Source organism: Salinisphaera sp. S4-8 (genome assembly GCF_040361235.1).
Classification (GTDB): Bacteria; Pseudomonadota; Gammaproteobacteria; order Nevskiales; family Salinisphaeraceae; genus Salinisphaera.
The window spans coordinates 1-20,090 of the sequence record NZ_APNF01000012.1 but is presented as its reverse complement, the minus strand read 5'-3'; the positions used below and the strand labels follow the sequence as shown (position 1 = coordinate 20,090).

At 64.7% G+C, this 20,090-nt stretch carries 16 protein-coding genes, 4 tRNA genes and 1 other RNA gene; 17 read left to right on the top strand and 4 right to left on the bottom strand.

The window, feature by feature from the left end:
- Positions 1 to 669: 669 nt before the first annotated feature.
- Both S4A8_RS15885 and murB read right to left on the bottom strand, forming a co-directional pair.
- Complete coding sequence (locus S4A8_RS15885; RefSeq protein WP_353220884.1) at positions 670 to 1,785, bottom strand: PstS family phosphate ABC transporter substrate-binding protein; 1,116 nt, start codon at positions 1,783 to 1,785, stop codon at positions 670 to 672.
- A gap of 71 nt (positions 1,786 to 1,856) precedes the next feature.
- Positions 1,857 to 2,870, bottom strand: a complete 1,014-nt coding sequence (gene murB, locus S4A8_RS15880; RefSeq protein WP_353220883.1) for a UDP-N-acetylmuramate dehydrogenase — start codon at positions 2,868 to 2,870, stop codon at positions 1,857 to 1,859.
- A 139-nt stretch (positions 2,871 to 3,009) separates the two neighbouring features.
- Between murB and S4A8_RS15875 the strand changes: the two genes are divergently transcribed.
- From S4A8_RS15875 to S4A8_RS15865, 3 genes are read left to right on the top strand one after another with little or no spacing between them, the layout of a single operon-like run.
- A complete protein-coding gene (locus S4A8_RS15875) occupies positions 3,010 to 3,672 on the top strand; it encodes an HAD-IB family hydrolase (protein WP_353220882.1) in 663 nt (220 codons plus the stop codon).
- Positions 3,669 to 4,025 (top strand): EamA family transporter, encoded by a 357-nt coding sequence (locus S4A8_RS15870; RefSeq protein ID WP_353220881.1) that lies wholly within the window; start codon positions 3,669 to 3,671, stop codon positions 4,023 to 4,025. The genes S4A8_RS15875 and S4A8_RS15870 overlap by 4 nt, the downstream gene beginning before the upstream one ends.
- On the top strand, positions 4,026 to 4,439 hold the full coding sequence (locus S4A8_RS15865) for a DMT family transporter (RefSeq protein ID WP_353220880.1): 414 nt from the start codon (positions 4,026 to 4,028) through the stop codon (positions 4,437 to 4,439). It begins immediately after the preceding gene.
- A gap of 15 nt (positions 4,440 to 4,454) precedes the next feature.
- On the opposite strand, the gene S4A8_RS15860 is transcribed toward S4A8_RS15865, so the two are convergent.
- Entirely contained in the window at positions 4,455 to 6,152 is a 1,698-nt protein-coding gene (locus tag S4A8_RS15860) for a pilus assembly protein TadG-related protein (RefSeq protein ID WP_353220879.1), read from the bottom strand.
- Positions 6,153 to 6,329: 177 nt separating this feature from the next.
- Here S4A8_RS15860 and S4A8_RS15855 point away from each other — a divergent pair, with 177 nt between their 5' ends.
- The 10 genes from S4A8_RS15855 (at position 6,330) to S4A8_RS15810 (ending at position 18,009) form a co-directional block, all read left to right on the top strand.
- On the top strand, positions 6,330 to 8,126 hold the full coding sequence (locus tag S4A8_RS15855; protein WP_353220878.1) for a M61 family metallopeptidase: 1,797 nt from the start codon (positions 6,330 to 6,332) through the stop codon (positions 8,124 to 8,126).
- A complete protein-coding gene (locus tag S4A8_RS15850) occupies positions 8,107 to 9,957 on the top strand; it encodes an AMP-dependent synthetase/ligase (protein WP_353220877.1) in 1,851 nt (616 codons plus the stop codon). The genes S4A8_RS15855 and S4A8_RS15850 overlap by 20 nt, the downstream gene beginning before the upstream one ends.
- Before the next feature lie 2 nt (positions 9,958 to 9,959).
- The gene (gene plsY, locus S4A8_RS15845) at positions 9,960 to 10,586 is read left to right on the top strand and encodes a glycerol-3-phosphate 1-O-acyltransferase PlsY (protein WP_353180086.1); all 627 of its coding nucleotides are present in this window, start codon (positions 9,960 to 9,962) and stop codon (positions 10,584 to 10,586) included.
- Positions 10,571 to 11,545, top strand: a complete 975-nt coding sequence (locus S4A8_RS15840; protein ID WP_353220876.1) for a biotin--[acetyl-CoA-carboxylase] ligase — start codon at positions 10,571 to 10,573, stop codon at positions 11,543 to 11,545. The genes plsY and S4A8_RS15840 overlap by 16 nt, the downstream gene beginning before the upstream one ends.
- Positions 11,542 to 12,258, top strand: a complete 717-nt coding sequence (locus S4A8_RS15835; RefSeq protein WP_353220875.1) for a type III pantothenate kinase — start codon at positions 11,542 to 11,544, stop codon at positions 12,256 to 12,258. Before S4A8_RS15840 ends, S4A8_RS15835 begins: the two co-directional genes overlap by 4 nt.
- A 67-nt stretch (positions 12,259 to 12,325) precedes the next feature.
- Positions 12,326 to 12,401: transfer RNA gene (locus S4A8_RS15830), tRNA-Thr, on the top strand.
- Between the two features lie 352 nt (positions 12,402 to 12,753).
- Complete coding sequence (locus tag S4A8_RS15825) at positions 12,754 to 13,221, top strand: NAD(P)H-dependent oxidoreductase subunit E (protein WP_353180092.1); 468 nt, start codon at positions 12,754 to 12,756, stop codon at positions 13,219 to 13,221.
- Positions 13,218 to 14,759, top strand: coding sequence for an NADH-ubiquinone oxidoreductase-F iron-sulfur binding region domain-containing protein (locus tag S4A8_RS15820; RefSeq protein WP_353220874.1), 1,542 nt, complete (start codon positions 13,218 to 13,220; stop codon positions 14,757 to 14,759). Before S4A8_RS15825 ends, S4A8_RS15820 begins: the two co-directional genes overlap by 4 nt.
- A gap of 40 nt (positions 14,760 to 14,799) precedes the next feature.
- Positions 14,800 to 17,703 carry a formate dehydrogenase subunit alpha gene (fdhF, locus tag S4A8_RS15815; RefSeq protein ID WP_353220873.1) on the top strand — a complete coding sequence of 968 codons (2,904 nt, stop codon included), beginning with the start codon at positions 14,800 to 14,802 and terminating at the stop codon, positions 17,701 to 17,703.
- A 30-nt stretch (positions 17,704 to 17,733) separates the two neighbouring features.
- On the top strand, positions 17,734 to 18,009 hold the full coding sequence (locus tag S4A8_RS15810; protein ID WP_353180098.1) for a formate dehydrogenase subunit delta: 276 nt from the start codon (positions 17,734 to 17,736) through the stop codon (positions 18,007 to 18,009).
- 169 nt (positions 18,010 to 18,178) lie between these two features.
- Here S4A8_RS15810 and S4A8_RS15805 read toward each other — a convergent pair whose 3' ends face one another.
- Positions 18,179 to 19,087 (bottom strand): LysR family transcriptional regulator, encoded by a 909-nt coding sequence (locus S4A8_RS15805; RefSeq protein WP_353220872.1) that lies wholly within the window; start codon positions 19,085 to 19,087, stop codon positions 18,179 to 18,181.
- A 135-nt stretch (positions 19,088 to 19,222) separates the two neighbouring features.
- On the opposite strand from S4A8_RS15805, the gene S4A8_RS15800 reads away from it, so the two are divergent.
- The 4 genes from S4A8_RS15800 (at position 19,223) to S4A8_RS15785 (ending at position 19,927) form a co-directional block, all read left to right on the top strand.
- A tRNA-Tyr gene (locus tag S4A8_RS15800) sits at positions 19,223 to 19,307 on the top strand.
- A gap of 45 nt (positions 19,308 to 19,352) precedes the next feature.
- Positions 19,353 to 19,487, top strand: a non-coding RNA gene (locus tag S4A8_RS15795) — RtT sRNA.
- A gap of 257 nt (positions 19,488 to 19,744) precedes the next feature.
- Positions 19,745 to 19,818, top strand: a tRNA-Gly gene (locus S4A8_RS15790).
- Between the two features lie 34 nt (positions 19,819 to 19,852).
- Positions 19,853 to 19,927, top strand: a tRNA-Thr gene (locus S4A8_RS15785).
- The last annotated feature ends 163 nt before the right edge of the window (positions 19,928 to 20,090 follow it).

Sequence of the window (20,090 nt, the reverse complement as noted above, 5' to 3'; positions counted from 1 at the left end):
CGCTGAGCGTTCGGCGAGAACAGCATAGGGGTCGGCCTCCGACCGATCTGTCGTTCGCCTTATTCGCGTGTCTTCGCGTTCATTAGCGGACAATTTGCTTGCTCGATCGCCGCCTGAATCAGGGCAGGTGTCGGCGATCCGGCGCTACGCCGTCGGTCGCACACGCCGCGACATCGGCGGTTTTTTCGTCTTAAAAAAAGAAAAACAGTCCGCGAATGCACGCCAATAAACGCGAATGCAAGACAGCGATTGATGATGCAAACAGCTGGGCGGCGTGAATAGCGGATCAACGCGCCTTCGATCGATCTGTCCTTTGCCTTATTCGCGTGTCTTTGCGTTTACTTGCGGACAATCTGCTTGCTTGATTGCTCGCTGAATCAGCGCCGGTGTCGGCGATCCGGGACTACGCCGTCGGTCACACACGCCGCGACATCGGCGGTTTTTTCGTCTTAAAAAAAAGAAAAAAGTCCGCGAATGCACGCCAATGCAAGACAACGATGATGATGTAAACGGGTGAGCGGTCGGCGCGAAAGCACAGCGACAGCCTTCGCGTGTATTTGCGGACCGAAAAAGCGATATTCGTAAGACAAAAAAAAGGCCGACCCTCGGGCCGGCCCGCGTGGCACGGGGCATACCCCCGAAGCCACCCGATACTGGTTGTCGCCGCGATCAGCCGTGTTCGGCCTTGAGCGACTCGGCGGTCACCTGTTCGCGGTTTTTCCATTTCTCACGCATCGCCTCGAGCTCTTCGGGCGGCAGCGAAATCAGGCCCAGCGACTTGAGCGCGCCGCGATCGCTGGCCATCTGATCGGACAGGAACAGTTTGACGTAGTCGTCCATGCCGTCGATCCGCCCGACATGCGCGTTCTTGGCGTAGAAGAACAGCGAACGCGATACCGGATATTCGCCGGAAGAAATCAACTCGCGCTTGGGCTCGACGCCGTCGACCTTGGCGGCCTGAATCTTGCCGCGGTTCTCTTCCAGGAAGGAGTAGCCGAAGATGCCGACCGCATTGCCGTTCTGGGCGAGCTTTTGCACGATCAGATTATCGTTCTCGCCGGAGGGCACGAACTTGCCGTCCTGACGCACGGCGGGCTTGTTGCCGTCGTAGCCGTCGATGTTCTCGGCGCCGTGTTCCATCACCAGCTCCTCGAAGGCATCGCGCGTGCCCGAGGAGGTGGGCGGGCCGTAGATCAGAATTTCGTGGTCCGGCAGGCTCGGGTCGATATCGCTCCACTTGTTGTAGGGATTGTCGACCAGTTGGCCGTCCTGCGGCACTTTCGCGGCTACGGCCTTGGTGAGTTGTTCGCGCGACAGGTCGAGATCCGGCTCACCGGCTTTCTGGCCGATCACGATGCCGTCGTAACCGACCATGATCTGGGTGATATCGTCGACACCGTTGTCCTGGCACATCTTCAGCTCGGAGGCTTTCATCGGCCGTGAGGCATTGGTGAAGTCCGGCGTATCTTCGCTGGCGCCCTCGCAGAACAGCTTGAAACCGCCGCCCGAACCGGTGGATTCGACGACCGGCGTACGCAGGTCGGTGGTCGCACCGAGTTCCTCGGCCACATAGGACGAGAACGGATAGACCGTCGACGAGCCGACAATACGGATCTGGCTACGGTCGTATTTCTCGGCGCCCGCCTGAGCCTGCGAATCGCTGGCGCCTTGGCTGGCTTGATCGTCGTTGCTCTGCTCGCCCTGGCCGCAGGCAGTCAGCGCGAGCGCGGTAACCGCGATCGTCAAAAACGATTTGGGCGAGTTGGAAAATAGCGAGGTCCGCATTAAATGATCCTGGATTTGAGGGTCGATAGTCGACGCGTTTTGCGCAAGGCTGTCAGGCAATCATGACAGTTTTATGACGTCGCCGGCTGTGCGGCCGTGGCGCGTGCGTTCGCTGGCAGCCGGGTGACCGGAGCGAATTCCCCGACAAAGGAGATTTCCGGGGTCAGCCAGTAGCCGGTTTCGGCCTGTACGCAACGCTGCGCATGCATGATCAGCGCGCAGACATCGGCCGCGGTGGCGTGGCCGTGGTTGACAATGATGTTGGCGTGCCGCGGTGAAATCTGGGCATCGCCGCAGCGCAGCCCTTTGAGGCCGCATTCGTCGATGAGCCGGCCTGCGCCGATGCCCTCGATCTTGCGAAAGATCGAGCCGGCCGAGGGTTCGCTATCCAGCGGTGGGTGGCGCTCGGCACGCCAGCGCAAATTCTCCTGCATGATGCGGGTGAGCGTGGCCGCCGGCGCGGGCTCGAGCTCGAAGGTGGCCGAGAGCACGATATCGTCGCGCGAATGCAGCACCGACTGGTCGTAGCCGAATTCGAAGTAATCGACATCCACACGCTGGCGTCGGTTGTCGGCGGTGAGAATCTCGGCGGATTCGAGCACTTCGCCGATGAACATGGTGCGTTCACGCGCCGGCGCGGGCGAAAGAAAATGCAGGTTCTGCCAGAGCGCGCCGCCCACGGTGGAGGGAATGCCGACATAGTGTTCGAGCCCCGACAGACCCTGGGCGACGGCGGCATCGATCAGGTCAGGATAGACCAGGGCGCCACTGGCCGCGGTTACGCAGGTGCCATACACGTCGATCGCGCGGGCCTGATTGGCAATCACCAGCCCCGGATAGCCACGATCGCCGACCAGAATGTTGGCGCCGCGCCCGAGCAGGAAATAGTCGATATCGAAGCGCCGCGCCACGCGTACCGCGGTGGCCAGCGCTTGCGGGGTTTTGGCTTCCACATAGAAAGCGGCCGGCCCGCCGATACGAAAGCTCGTGCGCGGCGCGAGCGCGACATTGCGCTTGAGCGCTGCACCCAGATGCTGGGCCAGGGCGCGCTGCTGCGCGGCGGTGGGCGTACGGGGTTTACGCATGGCGGTAAACGGTCAGCATAAAACGCCAATGTTCGATGCCCGAGAGCGCGAATACAAGCACGCGCGCGTCACGGGATGTCGACGCCGGTCGTGTTTGACGTAAGCTGGCAGCAAATCAAATCGATAAAACGAGAACGCCTTGTCTGAGTCGCAGCGCATCGTCGTATTCGACCTCGATGTCACGCTTACCCGCTACGACACGTTTCTGCCCTTCGTGATCGGTTATCTGCGTTACCAGCGCAAACGGCGCAGCGTCGGTGCGAGTTGGCGCCTGCCCTGGAACCTGCTGCGGTTCTGGCGCTGGGGCGATCGCACCTGGGTGAAGACCCAGGTGCTGCGCTCGTTCGTGGGCGGGCAGCCGCGCGAGCGCGTCGAGGCCTGGGCCGATCGGTTTGTCGACGAGTTGCTCGAAGACGCCATGCGCGAGCAGGGCGTCGCCCAGCTGCGCCAGCATCAGGACGAAGGTGCGCGCGTGATTCTGGCGTCCGCGAGTTTCGATATCTATGTTGCGCGCCTGGCCGAAAAGCTGCACATCAACGAAGTCCTGGCCACCCGCGTGGCCTGGAATGCCCGCGACCGGCTGGTGGGCATGGACGGCGAGAACTGTCGCGATGACGAGAAACTGCGTCGTCTCAAGGCGCTCGACGGCATTCCGGCAGACGGCCACGGGGTGACCGCCTATTCGGATTCGCATGCCGATCTGCCGCTGTTGTCCTGGGCTGAGAATGGCGTGGCAGTGTGTCCGTCCAAGCGCCTGTTCCATCAGGTCGGCGGGCTGGGGCTCGAAGTCGCGCGCTGGTGAGCGTTTCCCAGATCTTTCTGGTGCTCGCCGTGGGGCTGGCCAGCCTCGCCCAGATTCTGCTCAAGCACGGCATGATGCGCTGTGCAAACGACCGCGCCGGCCATGTGTGGCTGCGCCCGCTACGCGAACCGCTGGTGCTCGCCGGCATGAGCACCCAGGTCATCTTGACCTGCCTGTGGCTCGTGGTCCTGTCGCATATCGATGTCAGCCTGGCGTTTCCGGTACTCGCGCTGAGCTATGTCGTGGTGGTGGCTTATTCGGCGATTTCGATGGACGAAGTGGTCGGCAAGCGACGCTGGTGCGGTGTCGTGCTCATCGTGGCGGGCGTGGGCGTGCTGGCCTGGGCAGCCTGAATGCTGGGTGTCCGGCGCAAATCCTGGGTGAGTATCGGGCTGTTGCTGTTGTCGGTCTCGCTGATGGCCGCCGGGCAGCTATGCATGCGCCGCGGCATGCTCGACTTCGGGCCGATCGACTCGCCGACCGCGTTCGCGAATCTGGTGTGGGGCGGCATCGTCGCGCCGTCGAGCATCGGCTTTGTCTGGCTGGGCATGAGCGTCTATTCGATCGCGATTCTGGTCTGGCTGCAGGTGCTTTCGCGCATGGATCTGAGCATCGCTTTTCCGCTGATGAGCCTGAGCTATGTGCTGGTCTATCTGGGGGCGGCCCTGTGGCCGGCGCTCGAGGAGGCGATCACCATCGGCCGGCTGGCGGGCACGGCGTTGATCATGTGCGGCGTGGCGCTGGTGGCCGGTTCTCGTCGGCGTTAGCTGACCGGCGAAGCGCTAAAACCCGCAGTCCGTTGCCGAGGCACAGAACAGTACGGGCGTGCCCGGCTCCAGCTCGGTCAGGCTGAGCGAGGGCGCGGCCAGACTTACGCCCAGGCTATCGAGCAGCGGGTCGAGAATCGGCGCGAGGGTGGTGGCGGTGAGCACGGTCAGCGTATCGCCCAACCCGTCGATGGCCGTGGCAAGAACGGCGCGCGTCAATCCGGTGGCGATCTCGCCCAGCACGGGTGCTTCGGGGAGAATCACGTAGTCGAGCTGGATATTGTCGACCAGGGCTGCGATATCGGCACTGCGCAGGGTCGTATCGCCGTCGTGGGTCAGCGGTAGACGCGCGAGATCGTCGATATCGTCGAACACCACGCGCTGGTTCGTACGCGCCAGTAGCGTCGAGCGCTGGTTGGCTCGATTGAAGATTTCGGCCACCGTGATGCCCGCAATGCGTATCGCCGCGCGCTCGCCGGTGGCGATATCGCCGGCCGGCGTCGGCGAGCCGATGGCGGCTTCGGCCGCAGCGCTGTCGGCGCTGACCGTTACGGTATAGAACGGCTGTTGTGCACTCGCGCAGTCGATACGCTCGAGACGCGCCTCGCCGGAGGCCACGCGCAGCGATACCGGCAAAACGACTTCCGCCAGGGCCACGCCGCCCACATCGAGCGCCAGCCGCAGATCGAGCCCGAGTGCGACCTGGGCCGATTCGACCCGCGTGTAGTAGCGCCCGCTCGCGTTGGTACCGGCCGGGCCGATGACCGTGCGCGCCGGTTCGAGCAGCGCAAGCGACACCGCGACCCCGCCGAGATTCACCGGCAGTGTGGGCAGGGCGAGATCGAGCGCGATCGGCGTGTCGCGATCGGCGGCGATCAACTGGGCCACGGTATTGATCAGGTTGCCCAGGCTGATCGAGGCATCCCGGCCCACCGGCCCAGCCAGGCTCAGCACGGCCGACAGGGGTTGGTCGCCGAGCTGATCGAGTACCGCCGCGATCACCCCGCGTCCGAGCCCGTCCAGGCGCGCCGAGACATTGCCCAGCGCCGTGGCAATACGCACGTCGAGCAGATCCTCGGGTTCGATCACCCCGAGATCGATGCCCAGCAGATCGCCGAGATTCACCCGCGTTTCGGCCAGGTCGCCGGCGCTGGCGAGCTCGATGTCGGTGCCCAGCAGATCGCCCAGCAGGGCAGGATCGATACGCGCCAGCGTGGTGCCATAGCGCAGTGCCGCGCGTGGCTGGCTGCGCGCACCCGCCGCGGCCGTGAGCGTGATATCGCCGTTGTCGAATAGGCCGAACAGCGGCTCATAGCCGCGATCGACCACCTGCAGCCGTACGCCATCGGGCCGACCGGTGCCGCGCGTGCTCAAGGTATACAGACCGAGGTCGTCGTCGACGCCGACAAAGCCTTCGTCGTAGCGCGTGACTACGGGGATGTCCTCGCCCGCGCGTTGCGCATAGTTGGCCGCCAGGCTGGCGCGCGCGGCCGCCGCGCCGTCGCTGCTGCCCAGATCGCGGCGACAGCCACTGGCCTGACGGGCGGCTTCGATCGCGGCGAGGTTGGCACTGGCGGCAAGCTTGCGCTGGGCGGCATACAGGCGCCCGGTATCGACGGCGAAGGTCAATAACGCTACCGCGGCGACGATGAAAGCCGCCGTGAGAATCGCGATCGCGCCGCGCTGTCGCGAATGAAGGGCAGGCCGGCTCAAGCTGGAATGGTCTCCTGGGGGATACGCCCGCGACGATCGCTCGTCGCCCTGATCACGCTATCGGCGGCGCCCCCATCTGTGGTCTATTCATCGTAAAGGCCGTCGTACAGGCCATTGTATGGGCAGCAGCCCGGCGAGGGCGTACACTTGCGCGCCTTCGAATCGAAGACCCGACGCATGCCAACGCTGGATTACATCGTAACGCCGGTCGCAGCGGGTGCCCATCGCCTGCGGGTGGTGCTGGAGACCGCGGTCGAAGCCGGCGCGCCTGTCGAGCTGGTGCTGCCCAGCTGGATTCCGGGCAGTTATGTCATTCGCGATTTCGCCCGGCATCTGTTGTCGATCGCGGCCGAAAGCGATGGCGAGCCCATCGACGTGGTATCGCTCGATCGCCAGCGCTGGGGCTGTACGCCCGGCGGCGAACGCTTGCGTGTGGTCTGCGAGTTCTATGCCCGCGACGAATCGGTACGCGCGGCCTTCCTCGACGATACCCGGGCGTTTTTCAACTTCACCTCGCTTGCGCTGCGCCCAGCGGGACGCGAGCGCGATGGTTGTCGTGTCACCCTCGAAGCGCCGGTCGGTATCGACGACTGGCAGGTGGTCACCACGCTGGCCGGCGAAGACATCGACAGCCGTGGCTTCGGCGTCTATACGGCCGACGATTACTGGGCGCTGATCGATCAGCCCGTGGCCATGGGCACGGCGGTGGAATATGTGCGCTTCGCGGTACGCGGGGTGCCCCATGCCTTCGTGCTGCTGGGCAGCCATGATGCCGACACTCAGCGCCTGGCCGCCGATCTGGGCCAGGTCTGCGAGGCCCAGGCCGCGGTGTTCGATGAATTGCCCGCGCGCGAGTATCTGTTCTTCGCCCAGATCACGGCCAACGGCTTCGGCGGGCTCGAGCATCGCGAGTCCAGCGTATTGCAGGTCGCACGCAATGCCCTGCCGGCGCGTATCGAGCCGCAGCCCGGCCAGGCCACGCGCAGCAGCGCCTATGAAACGTTGCTGGGGCTGTGCAGCCACGAATATTTTCATTTGTGGAACGTCAAACGTATTCGCCCGGCGGCGGTGGCTGCCAGCGATCTGCAATCGGAAGCCTATTTTCGCGACCTGTGGGCCTATGAAGGCGTGACCTCGTATTACGACGATCTGGGACTGGTGCGCGCGGGGCTTATTTCCGAGCAGGGCTATCTCGACCGGTTGGCGACGCTGGCCACGCGTATCGACCGCACGCCGGGGCGTTATCGCCAGAGTCTCGCCCAGTCCAGCTTCGATGCCTGGCTGAAGTTCTATCGCCCTGACGAGAACACGCCCAATGCGGTGGTCAGCTATTACGGCAAGGGCGCCCAGTTCGCGCTCGGCCTCGATCTGAAACTGCGGGTGGAAACCGACGGTGCGCTCGCGCTCGACGACGTGATGCGCGAACTCTGGCAACGCCATGGTCGCCACGACGCGCCGGTGCCCGAACACGGGCTGGCCACGCTGGCGGCCGAGCTGTCGGGGCTGGACCTGTCGGATTTTGTCGACGCCCATCTGGAAACCACGATCGATGCGCCCTGGGCCGACTGGCTGCGCTATTTCGGTATCGAGGCGCTGTTCGCGCCGGCCAGCGACGATGCCGCGCTCATCCAGGGTCGCCTGGGTCTGCGTGTGGGCAGCGAAGCCCAGCCGCGGGTGGCGCATGTCTTCGACGCCGGCGCGGCCCAGACCGCGGGGCTATCGCCCCAGGACCGGCTGGTCGCGCTCGATGGCGTGGAAGTCGTTGGCGCCACCCTGGCCGAACGTCTGCGCCGGTATCCGGCCGGGGCCGTGGTGCGTATGCATCTGCTGCGGGGCGACGAACTGTTGCTGCGCGAGGTCACGTTAGCCGCGGATGCGGCAGGAGAATGGAAGCTGCGTATCGATAGCCAAGCCGATCCGGACGCCCATGCGCGCCGTGCGAACTGGTTGCAAGGTGTCCACGCAGCGGCCTGAATCCTGGATCGGCGCCGCGGACGCAGACACGCTCTGCGATCTGTTCGCCGCCCGTGTCGCGCGTACGCCCGACGCGCTGGCCTATCGTTTCTACAGCCCCAAGCGGCATGAATGGATCAGCCTGACCTGGGCCCAGGCCTCGGCCCGGGTTCAGCGCTGGCAGGCGGTGTTGGCCGAGGCCGGCGTCAAGCCGGGCGACCGCGTGGCGATCATGCTGCGCAACAGCCCCGAATGGCTGTGTGTCGATCAGGCCGTCATGGCGCTCGGCGCCGTGACCGTGGGGCTGTTCTGTGCGGATACGCCGGCCAGCAATGCGCATCTGATCGAAGACAGCGGCGCGCGTGTGCTGGTCGCGGTCAAGGCACGCTGGGTCGAGCGTATTCTCGAAGCCGATGATTGCCCGCAGCTGGAAACGGCGCTGGTATTCAACGGCGACATCCAGCCTGGCACGCGTATTCGCGGTGCGGAAACGGCGCTGGCCAACGCCGCGGAAGCGCATCGTGCCGGCGTCGCGGTCGAGGCCGACGCGTTGGCGAGTCTGGTCTATACCTCGGGCTCGACCGGCCGTGCGCGCGGCGCGATGCTCACCCATGCCAATCTGGTGTTCAATGCCCAGGCCTGCGCGGATGCGCTGCCGGTGATCGAGCACGAGCATGCGTTGTCCTACGTGCCGTTGCCGCATTCCTACGAACGCGTGGTCAATGCCTATCGGGCAATGATTACCGGCGGCGTGATCACCTTCTGCCGGCATCCGCGTTTTCTCGGCCTGACCCTGGCACGCGCGCCGATCACCACGCTCATCGGCGTGCCGCGTGTCTACGAGCGTTTCTATATCGAGCTCAACCGCTGGCTGTCCCGGCGCCCGCAGTTCGTACGCCGCCTGGTGGCGTTCACCATCACCCTGGGCGAGTCGGTATTCGAGCGCGAACAAGGGCGCAGCCGTCGCCGGGCCCGGCATCTGCTCTGGCCATTGCTGCGCTATTTCGTGGCCCGGCGCTGTCTGCGTCTGTTCGGCGCCGACATGCAATATGCCGTCTCCGGCGCCGCTGCCTTGCCATACCCGGTTGCACGTACGCTCGTGGGGCTGGGCGTGCCGGTGCTGCAGGGCTACGGCCTGACCGAGGCCGGGCCGGTGGTCAGCGTCAACCGGCTGCACGACAACGCCATCGACAGCGTGGGCATCGTGCTCGACGGCGTGGAAACCAAGGTCGGGCCCGACAACGAACTTTTGGTGCGCGGCGCGGGCGTGATGCGCGGCTACTGGCAGGACGACGAGGCCACGGCACGCACCATCTCGGCCGGCGGCTGGCTGCATACCGGCGACAAGGTCAGCCGGCTCGACAAGAACCGGCTTTATCTGACCGGGCGCATGAAAGAGGTGATCGTCATGACCACGGGCGAGAAAGCCTCGCCCGAGCCGCTGGAAGAAGCGCTGCGCCTGGACGAACTGGTCGAGCGGGCCGTGGTTGTCGGCGAAGCGCGTCCGGTACTCGCGGCGATCGTGAGCTGCCCGGCGGATACCTTGGTGCCGGTCATGCGTCGCCTGGGGCTGGATTCGAATATCCCGGCCAGTTTGAGCAGTGCGCGTCTGGAGAATTTCTTCATCGCACGTTTTGCCCGGCTACTGGCGGGCTATCCGGCCCATGCCCAGATCCGGCGGGTGGCGATCACCACCGATCGCTGGAGCCAGGCCAACGATCTGGTGACGGCCACCGACAAGACCCGCCGTCGGCGTGTGGCACGCTGCTATGCTCGCGATATCGCGCGTCTGTATGGCCGGCGGGCACCGGGCGAAAAAGCGGACGTGTCGCAGAACACGAACCTGGGGTAACGATGAGTTTGAGCACCGTTTTGATCGGCGTCGTGGCACTGGCGCTGGCGTATCTGATCGGCTCGCTATCGGGCAGCCTGTTGCTCGCGCGCGCCTTCGGCCGGCCCGATCCGCGCACCAGCGGCAGCGGCAATGCCGGGGCGACCAACGCCCTGCGTACCGGCGGGCGCGGCTACGGCGCCGCCGTGCTGGTGTTCGATCTGGTCAAGGGCGTGATTGCGGCGCTGGCGGTGCCGGCGATCTGTGGTCTGGGGTTCGCCATGGCGCTGGCCTGCGGTGCGGCCGCGGTGATCGGGCATGTCTATCCCGTGTTCTTCGGTTTTCGCGGCGGCAAGGGCGCGGCCACGCTTATCGGCGTGCTGCTGGCGTTGCTGCCCGGCGCGTTGTTGCTGGGTCTGGCGGTCTGGATCGCTACGCTCGTGGCCAGCGGCTATGTGGGCCTGGCCACGCTGCTGGGCATGGTGGGTGTCGCGCTCGCCACGCTGTTTGCCCCCAGTGCGGGGCTGGCCGCCAAGGTATTCGTCATCGCCATGACCGTGCTGATTTTCTATACCCACCGCGAGAACATTCAGCGTCTGCGTGAAGGGCGCGAGAACCGCTTCGAGCGGGTGATGTGGCGCCGGCGTTGAGCAGCGCCACGCTCATCGAACGGCTGGCCGACGGTGCCTGGCATCGCGGCCCGGCGCTGGCCGAGGCCCTGGGCGTATCGCGGGCCGCGATCTCGGCGCGGGTGGCCGAACTGCGCGAATTGGGTCTGGTCGTGCATTCGGTGGCCGGGCGCGGCTATCGGCTGGCCGAGCCCATCGAGCTGCTGGCTGAAGACGCCGTGCGTGATGCGCTCGGCGAGGCGGCCGCGCGCCTGGATGGGCTGAGTATTCACGAGCGTATCGATTCCACCAATGCCGAACTCGCCCGCCGCGGTGGGCCAGGCATGCAGGCTTGTCTGGCCGAATATCAATCGCAGGGTCGTGGCCGGGCCAGCCGGCCCTGGGCCTCGCCGTTCGGGGCCAATCTTTACGTGTCGCTGGCGGCCGATGTCGCCAGTACGCGCGCGCCGCTGGGCGCGCTGAGTCTGGCCGTTGGCGTGTGCGTGGTCGAGGCGTTACGCGATCTGGGCGCACAGGATCTGGCCTTGAAGTGGCCCAACGATATCTGGGCGGGGGGCGACAAGCTCGGCGGCATTCTCATCGAGCATCGCGGCGAGCTGGGCGCGCGGGCGCGTCTGATTGTGGGGCTGGGGCTGAATGTCGCCATGAATCGGACCCAAGCAGAAAGCATTGATCAGCCCTGGACTCGGCTGGCCGATCACATGCCGAGCCTGCCATCGCGCAATCGTCTGGCTGCGGCCATGCTCGCGGCGTTGATTCGGGCGCTCGACGGCTTCGAAGCGCAGGGCTTCGAGATGTTTCGGGCGCGCTGGCAGGCTTTCGACGGCGTGCGCGACAAGCCGGTACGCGTGATCGAAAGCCAGGGCGAGCGTGTGGGTATCGCCCGCGGTATCGCCGTCGACGGCGCGCTGCAGGTCGAATTCGAAAACGGTATACAGCCGGTCTATTCCGGCGATGTGAGCCTGCGGCTGGCGCCATGATCCTGGTCGTGGATATCGGCAATACGCGTTGCAAGTGGGCCTTGGCGCAGGGCACCGCGCTTGCCCAGACCGGCGTGGTCGCGCGTGCCGATCACGCTGACTGGATCGAGCTGCTGCCGGCCGCCCCGGTTGAGGCCGTGCATGTATCGAGTGTCGCCCAGCCCGAGGCACTGGCTCGGCTGCGTGCCTTTGCCGACGCGCGCGGCATCGCTGTGCATGTGGCCGTAAGTACAACCCAGGCGCACGATCTGACCAATGCCTATGACGAACCGCAACGCCTGGGGGTGGATCGCTGGATGGCCTGTATCGCGGCCCGCGCCAGCGGCGACGGTTCCGTACTGATCGCCGATGCCGGCACCGCGCTCACCCTGGATTTCGTCGATGCCGAGGGCGCACATCGTGGCGGTCTGATCGCGCCGGGCGTGGCCACGATGCGCGGCGCGCTACGTCGTCAGACCCAGCTGCGCCCGGCCAGTGAAGACGCCGCGCCGGTATGGCTGGCCCGCGATACCGATACCGCCATCGCAGCCGGCACGCTGCGCAGCGCGATCAGTCTGCTCGACAATGCGGCTGCGGAACTGGCCCCCGACCGGCTGCTGCTGACCGGCGGCGGCGCCGCGCAACTCGCCGAGCACCTGGCGCAACGATGGTGCCAGCGCCCGCACCTCGTGCTCGAAGGCCTGGCGATACAGGCGCATCGTTCGCAACCCTAGCCAGCAGGCCGCGTACACGGCAGAATGAGCGCCAGCGCGGCCCGGCTGGCTGCGCTGTCTGCCCCAGGCCGGCGTAGCTCAGTTGGCAGAGCAGCTGTTTTGTAAACAGCAGGTCATCGGTTCGAACCCGGTCGCCGGCTCCATCTTCCTGTTTCGATTATTGCCCATTGCGGCTGCGCGTTACGCGCGGGCTGGCGTACGGCTGTGCGGGGCCTTTCGACTTTTGTCGTATAACGCCGATTCACCATCCGCCGTGCTCGGCCCCTGCGCCGATTGCCGCGGTGCGCGGTTGCGGCGGTTCATCCCTTGGCTGGCTTGTGTTGCCGTGGCGCGCCCCGTGCGGGGCGTATACGTGTTGCCTTGCACCATAGTTGGCATCGATTAAGCCATCGAGCGCGCCGATTTGACAGCGATTCGGGCAGGTGTATTGCTAATCGTCAAAGCGTTGCCAAGCAGCGCAAAAGAAAAGCAAAGCACCGAGAAAAGGTTGAGGCGATGACGAGGAGTAACGGCAAGGCCGACCCGGCGGTGGTCGCGATCTGTGCGCGTCACCAGGCCAGCGATGGGCCGCTGCTGCCGATTCTGCACGACGTGCAGGCGCAGTATGGGTATGTCAGCGACGAGGCGATCGCCCAGATTGCCGATGTGCTGAATCTCTCCCGCGCCGAGGTGTTCGGCGTGGTCACCTTCTATCACGATTTTCATCGCGAGCCGCAGCGTCGCCATACCCTGAAAGTCTGCCGGGCCGAGGCCTGTCAGTCGGTAGGCGGGCGCGATGTATGGGCCGCCGCCAGCGCGGCTGCCGAAACCGAGCCCGCGGATGTGCAGCTTGAGGCGGTGTATTGCCTGGGTAACTGTGCCTGTGCGCCGTCGGTGCAGTTCGACGGGCGCACGATCGGGCGTATGAACGCAGAGCGGGTGGGCGCGCTGTTCGCACCGGCCGACGTGCAGGTGTCGTCATGAAGCTCTTTATTCCGGCCGATAGTGCGGCGGTTTCCATCGGCGCCAACGAAACCGCGGCAGCATTCGAACACGCGCTGGCCGATGCCCAGATCATTCGCACCGGTTCACGTGGGCTGTACTGGCTGGAACCGTTGGTCGAGATCGAGCACGCCGGCCGGCGGATCGGTTTCGGGCCCATCGAGGCGAGCGACGTGCCCGTGCTCGCCGAACAGTTGGCCCGCGGCGATTACGAATCGCATCCGGCCTATGTCGGTGATATCGACCATCTGCTACATGAGCAGGGCCAGCGGCGGTTCACCTTTGCGCGTTGCGGGGTGATCGAGCCGGCCGACTGGCCGGCGTTCGTGGCCCACGGCGGCAGTGCGGGTCTGCGCGCGGCACTGGATAACAGCGGTCAGGCGATCGTCGATGCGGTCAAGCAATCCGGCCTGCGCGGGCGCGGTGGGGCCGGTTTCCCAACCGGTATCAAATGGCAGACCGTGCACGATACGGCGGCCGCGACGAAATATGTGGTCTGCAATGCCGATGAAGGCGACTCCGGTACCTATGCCGATCGCATGCTCATGGAAGGCGACCCGTTCACGCTGTTCGAAGGCATGGCGATCGCCGGCGTGGCCGTGGGCGCCGAACACGGCCTGATCTATCTGCGCTCCGAATATCCGGACGCGGCGCGCGTGCTTCGACAAGCACTCGAGGTCGCGCGTGCCCAAGGCATGCTCGGCGACGATGTGCTGGGCTCGGGCAAGGCGTTCGATATCGACCTGCGCATCGGCGCAGGCGCCTATATCTGCGGCGAGGAAACCTCGCTGCTCGAAAGTCTGGAAGGCAAGCGCGGGCTGGTGCGCTTCAAGCCGCCGCTACCGGCCGTACAGGGCTTCATGGGCAAGCCCACGATCATCAACAACGTGATTACGCTGGCGAGCATACCGGCGATCATGGCCCATGGCGCGGCCAACTACCACGATCTGGGCGTGAACAAATCACGCGGCACCCTCACCATTCAGCTGTGCGGCAATGTCGCCCGTCCCGGGCTCTACGAAATGCCGTTCGGGGTAACGCTCGATCACCTGATCAACGAACTGGGCGGCGGTTCGGCCAGCGGTCGGCCCGTGCGTACGGCCCAGGTGGGTGGCCCGCTCGGCGCCTACGTGCCGGCGGCGCATTTCGCCACGCCGCTGGGCTACGAGGAAATGGCCGAAAAGAAGGCGATGATCGGCCACGGCGGCGTGGTGGTCTTCGACGACAGCGTGGACATGGCCCAGCAGGCCCGTTTCGCGATGGAGTTCTGCGATCTGGAGTCCTGCGGCAAGTGCACGCCGTGTCGCGTGGGGTCGGTGCGTGCGCAGGAGGTCATCGATCGTATTCGCGCCGATGACGAACGCGAAGCCAATATCGCGCTGCTGCGCGAACTCTGCGACACGATGATCAACGGCTCGCTATGCGCCCATGGCGGCATGGCGCCGTTTCCGGTGCTCTCGGCCCTGAATCATTTTTCCGAGGATTTCGGCGTCCGCGAGGCCGCGGCCGTCGCCCGCTAGCGCATCACGCTGGCCAAAAATATAACGAGAGGAGGTTGCCATGGCATCTCTGAACCCCGTCGACTACGGCACGCCCAAGCGCACGTCCGATATCCAGGTTACGCTCGAGATCGACGGCCAGCCGGTGACCGTGCCGCAGGGCACATCCGTGATGCGTGCGGCGATCGAGTCCGGCATCGATGTGCCCAAGCTGTGTGCGTCGGACATGCTCGAACCGTTTGGTTCCTGTCGGCTGTGCCTGGTCGAAATCGAAGGGCGCAAGGGCTATCCGGCCTCGTGTACCACGGAAGTCGCGGAGGGCATGCAGGTCTCCACCCAGACCGACAAGCTCGATCAGATCCGGCGTGGCGTGGTCGAGCTGTATCTATCCGACCACCCCGGCGAGAGCCTGACCCCGGACGGTCACGGCGACGACGAGCTGCTCGAACTCGCCGACCGGCTGGGCGTGACCGAGGTGCGCTATGCCAAGGGGCGTAACCACCAGCTCACGACGGTGGATGAGTCCAACCCCTATTTCGACTTCGATGCCTCACGCTGCATCGTGTGTTCGCGCTGTGTACGGGCCTGCAACGAAGTCCAGGGCACGTTCGCGCTCACCGTGGATGGGCGCGGCTTTGCTTCCATGATCAGCGCGGGTACGGACGACGACAATTTCCTGTCGTCGGAATGCGTGTCCTGCGGGGCCTGTATCCAGGCCTGCCCGACCGAAGCCCTGATCGAACGGGACGTCATCGAAATGGGCATGCCCGAGCGCTCGGTCACCACGACCTGTGCCTATTGCGGCGTGGGTTGTTCGTTCAATGCCGAACTCAAGGGCGATGAGGTCGTACGCATGGTCCCGGCCAAACAGGGCAAGGCCAATCAGGGCCATTCCTGTGTGAAAGGGCGCTTTGCCTGGGGCTATACCAATCACCCCGATCGCATCACCAAGCCCATGGTGCGCGACAAGATCACCGACCCCTGGCGCGAGGTCAGTTGGGACGAGGCCATTGCCTTTTCGGTGGATCGGATCAACGCCATCCGCAACGAATACGGCAGCGGCGCACTGGGCGCGATCACCTCGTCGCGCTGTACCAACGAGGAAACCTTTCTCGTGCAGAAGCTCGCACGGGCCGTGTTCAACACCAATAACGTCGATACCTGTGCGCGGGTATGCCACTCGCCGACCGGCTACGGTCTGAACTCCACCTTCGGTACATCGGCCGGCACCCAGGACTTCGTTTCCATCGAGCAATGCGATGTGATTCTGGTGATCGGCGCCAATCCCACCGATGCCCATCCGGTGTTCGGCTCGCAGATGAAGCGGCGCCTGCGCCAGGGCGCGCGCCTGATCGTATGCGATCCACGGGCGATCGATCTGGTGCGCTCGCCGCATGTACAGGCGGACTATCACCTGCAGCTCAAACCCGGCACCAACGTCGCGTTGGTCAATGCGATGGCGCATACGATCTTGAGCGAGGGGCTGGAAAACCGCGTGTTCGTCGAGCAGCGCTGCGACATGGACGAATACGACGGTTGGCGTGAATTCATCCTGCGCGCGGAAAACAGCCCGGAAAACACCGAGCAGTACACGGGCGTGCCGGCAGCGATGGTGCGCGAGGCGGCACGGCTTTATGCCACCGGCGGCAACGGCGCGATCTATTACGGGCTCGGGGTGACCGAGCACAGCCAGGGCTCGACCATGGTCATGGGCATGGCCAATCTCGCCATGGCCACCGGCAATATCGGCCGGCCGGGTATGGGCGTGAACCCGCTACGCGGCCAGAACAATGTCCAGGGCTCCTGCGATATGGGCTCGTTCCCGCACGAGTTGCCGGGCTATCGCCATGTATCCGACGCCAACGTGCGCGCGATCTTCGAACAGGAATGGGGCGTCACCCTGGGCGCGGAGCCGGGCCTGCGTATCCCCAACATGATCGACGCGGCGACAGCCGGCACCTTCAAGGGGCTGTATATCCAGGGCGAGGATATTCTCCAGTCCGACCCCAACATCAAGCACATCGCCGCCGGTCTGGCGGCCATGGAATGCGTGATCATTCAGGACATCTTCCTGAACGAAACCGCCAGCTATGCGCATGTGTTTCTGCCCGGTTCGACATTTCTGGAGAAGGACGGCACTTTCACCAACGCCGAGCGGCGCATCAACCGCGTACGCAAGATCCAGACCGCGCCGGCCGGCTATGCCGACTGGGAAATCACCCAGATGCTGGCGCAGGCGCTGGGCTACCCGATGCATTACCGCCATCCGTCCGAGATCATGGACGAGATCGCGCGTACCACGCCCACCTTCAAGGGGGTGAGCTTCGACAAGATCGACGCGCTGGGCAGCGTGCAGTGGCCCTGCAACGACGAAAAGCCGGAAGGCACGCCGGTCATGCATGTCGACAACTTCGTGCGTGGCAAGGGCAAGTTCATGCTCACGCCCTTCGTGCCCACCGAGGAACGCGCGAACCGCCGGTTCCCCCTGCTGCTCACGACCGGCCGTATTCTGTCGCAGTACAACGTGGGCGCGCAGACGCGGCGCACCGCCAATCGACTATGGCATGCCGAGGACTGGCTGGAAGTCCATCCCTCGGATGCCGAGCTGCGCGGTATCGAGGACGGCACGCTCGTGGCCGTGGCCTCGCGCATGGGCGAAACCACCCTGCGTGCCAAGGTCAGCGAGCGCATGACCCCCGGCGTGGTCTATACCACCTTCCACTTTCCGGAAACGGCGGCGAACGTGGTGACCACCGAGTTCTCCGACTGGGCCACCGAATGCCCCGAGTACAAGGTGACGGCGGTGGAAGTGCGGCCCTGTAATACCCTGTCCGAATGGCAGCGCCGCTATATCGATATGCGCGAGCGACAGCAGCAGATCGACGGTGAGCAACCGGTACGTCATCCCGACTCCGTGGCAGCCGGCTTTGATGCGGGCGATACGGAATGGGAGCCGGCCGAGTAGCCGGCTGCACGCGCAACGAGGAGGCTTGCGATGAACAACGACAAGATGGTGCGCCAGGCCAATCAGATCGCCCAGTATTTCAGCGCGTATCCCCAGGCGCGGGCCGAGGAGGGCGTGCTCGGCCATATTCGCAAGTTCTGGGAGCCGCGGCTGCGCCGCCAGCTGGTCGCCTATGTCGCCGACGGCGGCAACGGCCTGCATGCGCTCGTGCACAGCGCGGTGAACGCACTGCGCGACGAAACCGTGAGCACGGCGGCCGCCGGCGAGCCGGCTGCGAGCCAGGAGATCGGGCGTCGCGCGACCTGAAGACGGGTTGGCTGATGAGGTCGCGGTTCAGAAAGCGTGTACGAAGCGCTGGCGTGCGCGCCTCGAGCGATCTGCCTGTTCGCCTTGTTTGCGTATCTTCGTGTTCATTGGCGCTCGATAGGGCGGCTTGAACGCAAGCGGTGGCGCTGCCGGCGTGATCAAGCCGTTGTCAGCCGCGATTGTCGGCCAACGGAAACAACGCGCCTTCGCGGCAGGTTTCGAACAGGGCCGCCACCATCGGTGAGAGTGGGTCGCGTTCCAGCGTAACCAGGCCCACCCGGTGGGTACTGTCGATATCATCGAGCGCGATCGAGCGGATCGACGTATCCGGGGCAAGCAGCTCGCTGAAATACTCCGGCAGAATCCCGCTCAGGCCCGCGAATTTGATATGCGCCCAGACATTGACGATCGAATCGGTCTCGACCGGCGCGACCGGCGTCTTGTGCGTGCGCGCAAAGATCTCGTCGATGATGCGCCGGTTCTGCATATTCGGCGTGAGCAGACACAGCGGCTCCTCCGCCGCTTCGCGCCAGGTCACGCTGCGCCGGTTCGTCCATGGGTGGTCTTGGGCCACGAACAACCGGTAGCGTTCGGCATAGAGGTCGAGCGTGGTCATATGCTCGACGGGTTCGTTGTCGAGATAGGTAATCCCGGCATCGAGGCGAAAGTCCTGGATATCGCGTAGCAGCTCGTCGGAGGTGCGCGAATAGATCGCGAAGGCCACTTTCGGGTAGCGGCGGCGCATGGACTGTGTCAGTGCGACCACCATTGGCAACGCCGAGGGCACCACACCCAGCGACAGCCGGCCCGCCAGGCCGCCCTTGAGCACGGTCAGCCCTTCATTCATGGCCGCACAGTCGCGCAGGATCGCCTGCGCCCACTGCAGCACGCGCCGGCCTTCCGGTGTCAGGTCGTGATAGCGCTGACCGCGCTCGACAATCGGCACGCCCAGTTCCTGTTCGAGTTGCCGGATGCGCCCGGACAGGGTGGGCTGGGTCACATGACAGCGTTCCGCCGCGCGCGTGAAGTGGCGTTCCTCGGCCAGCGCGACCAGATATTGCAGCTGTTTTATATCCATACGCCCGCTCTCGTCGCCTGTTGTGACTGCCGACTCGCGTATCATGATCATCATACGTGCTGAAATGCGGCAAACGATTGCTTTTTTGCGGTTGACAATCAGGTTTCGATTGCGAACAATGCGCGGCTCGTTTGTGGAGGGATACCCAAGCGGTCAAAGGGAACAGACTGTAAATCTGTCGGCTCAGCCTTCGGAGGTTCGAATCCTCCTCCCTCCACCACTTGAACAATAGAGGTAAGTGGCAATAACTGGTGGTCGCGGCGAACAAAAAGCCGGACCGAGGAAGGATTCGAACTGTTAGAGGTTCGACGAGGGCGCGAAGCGACCGAGAACGGTCGCGGCACGCGACCGGCCCGTAGGGTGAGCGCCGCAGGCGCGAATAATCCTCCTCCCTCCACCATGAAATCTGAAGCTCGCAAGATTCGGTCGGCTTGAAGGCGGTTAGAAGTACGCAAGAGTTGTAGGTGGTTTTCGAGCCGATAGCGGTTCGACGAGTGGCGGCACCGCCGAGAGCGGTCGCATAGCGCTGAATAGCCTGCCTCCCTGAAGCGTTCCTATGATCGACTATGGTTGTCCGGTTTTTGCGGGTACGTCGGCACCCCAGGCAGCGCCCTTGCAGGAAGCGCCGGGATTGGCGACAGTCGGGTGGTTGGCAGCGCGGGCGTAGTTCAATGGTAGAACCTCAGCCTTCCAAGCTGATGATGCCGGTTCGATCCCGGTCGCCCGCTCCAGTTTGAGATTCGCTTGGCGAATCGACAATTTGTGGCCCATGTAGCTCAGCGGTAGAGCACTTCCTTGGTAAGGAAGAGGTCACCGGTTCAAGTCCGGTCATGGGCTCCAGTATTGCCGGCGATGCAATGGCGTGGTCGGCGCGCGATGCGTTTTGGCGTCGCGGCTACGGCGAGTTGAACTCACGGCAACAACGACGAAAGGCGAGTAATGTCCAAATCAAAATTCGAGCGTAACAAGCCGCACGTAAACGTCGGCACGATTGGTCACGTGG

Excerpts from the sequence above, each read along its gene's own strand:
- S4A8_RS15885 (WP_353220884.1), bottom strand. The coding sequence starts at position 1,785 with ATGCGGACCTCGCTATTTTCCAACTCGCCCAAATCGTTTTTGACGATC.
- plsY (WP_353180086.1), top strand. The coding sequence starts at position 9,960 with ATGAGTTTGAGCACCGTTTTGATCGGCGTCGTGGCACTGGCGCTGGCG.
- S4A8_RS15855 (WP_353220878.1), top strand. The coding sequence starts at position 6,330 with ATGCCAACGCTGGATTACATCGTAACGCCGGTCGCAGCGGGTGCCCAT.
- S4A8_RS15805 (WP_353220872.1), bottom strand. The coding sequence starts at position 19,087 with ATGGATATAAAACAGCTGCAATATCTGGTCGCGCTGGCCGAGGAACGC.
- S4A8_RS15865 (WP_353220880.1), top strand. The coding sequence starts at position 4,026 with ATGCTGGGTGTCCGGCGCAAATCCTGGGTGAGTATCGGGCTGTTGCTG.
- murB (WP_353220883.1), bottom strand. The coding sequence starts at position 2,870 with ATGCGTAAACCCCGTACGCCCACCGCCGCGCAGCAGCGCGCCCTGGCC.
- fdhF (WP_353220873.1), top strand. The coding sequence starts at position 14,800 with ATGGCATCTCTGAACCCCGTCGACTACGGCACGCCCAAGCGCACGTCC.
- S4A8_RS15835 (WP_353220875.1), top strand. The coding sequence starts at position 11,542 with ATGATCCTGGTCGTGGATATCGGCAATACGCGTTGCAAGTGGGCCTTG.
- S4A8_RS15810 (WP_353180098.1), top strand. The coding sequence starts at position 17,734 with ATGAACAACGACAAGATGGTGCGCCAGGCCAATCAGATCGCCCAGTAT.
- S4A8_RS15820 (WP_353220874.1), top strand. The coding sequence starts at position 13,218 with ATGAAGCTCTTTATTCCGGCCGATAGTGCGGCGGTTTCCATCGGCGCC.
- S4A8_RS15825 (WP_353180092.1), top strand. The coding sequence starts at position 12,754 with ATGACGAGGAGTAACGGCAAGGCCGACCCGGCGGTGGTCGCGATCTGT.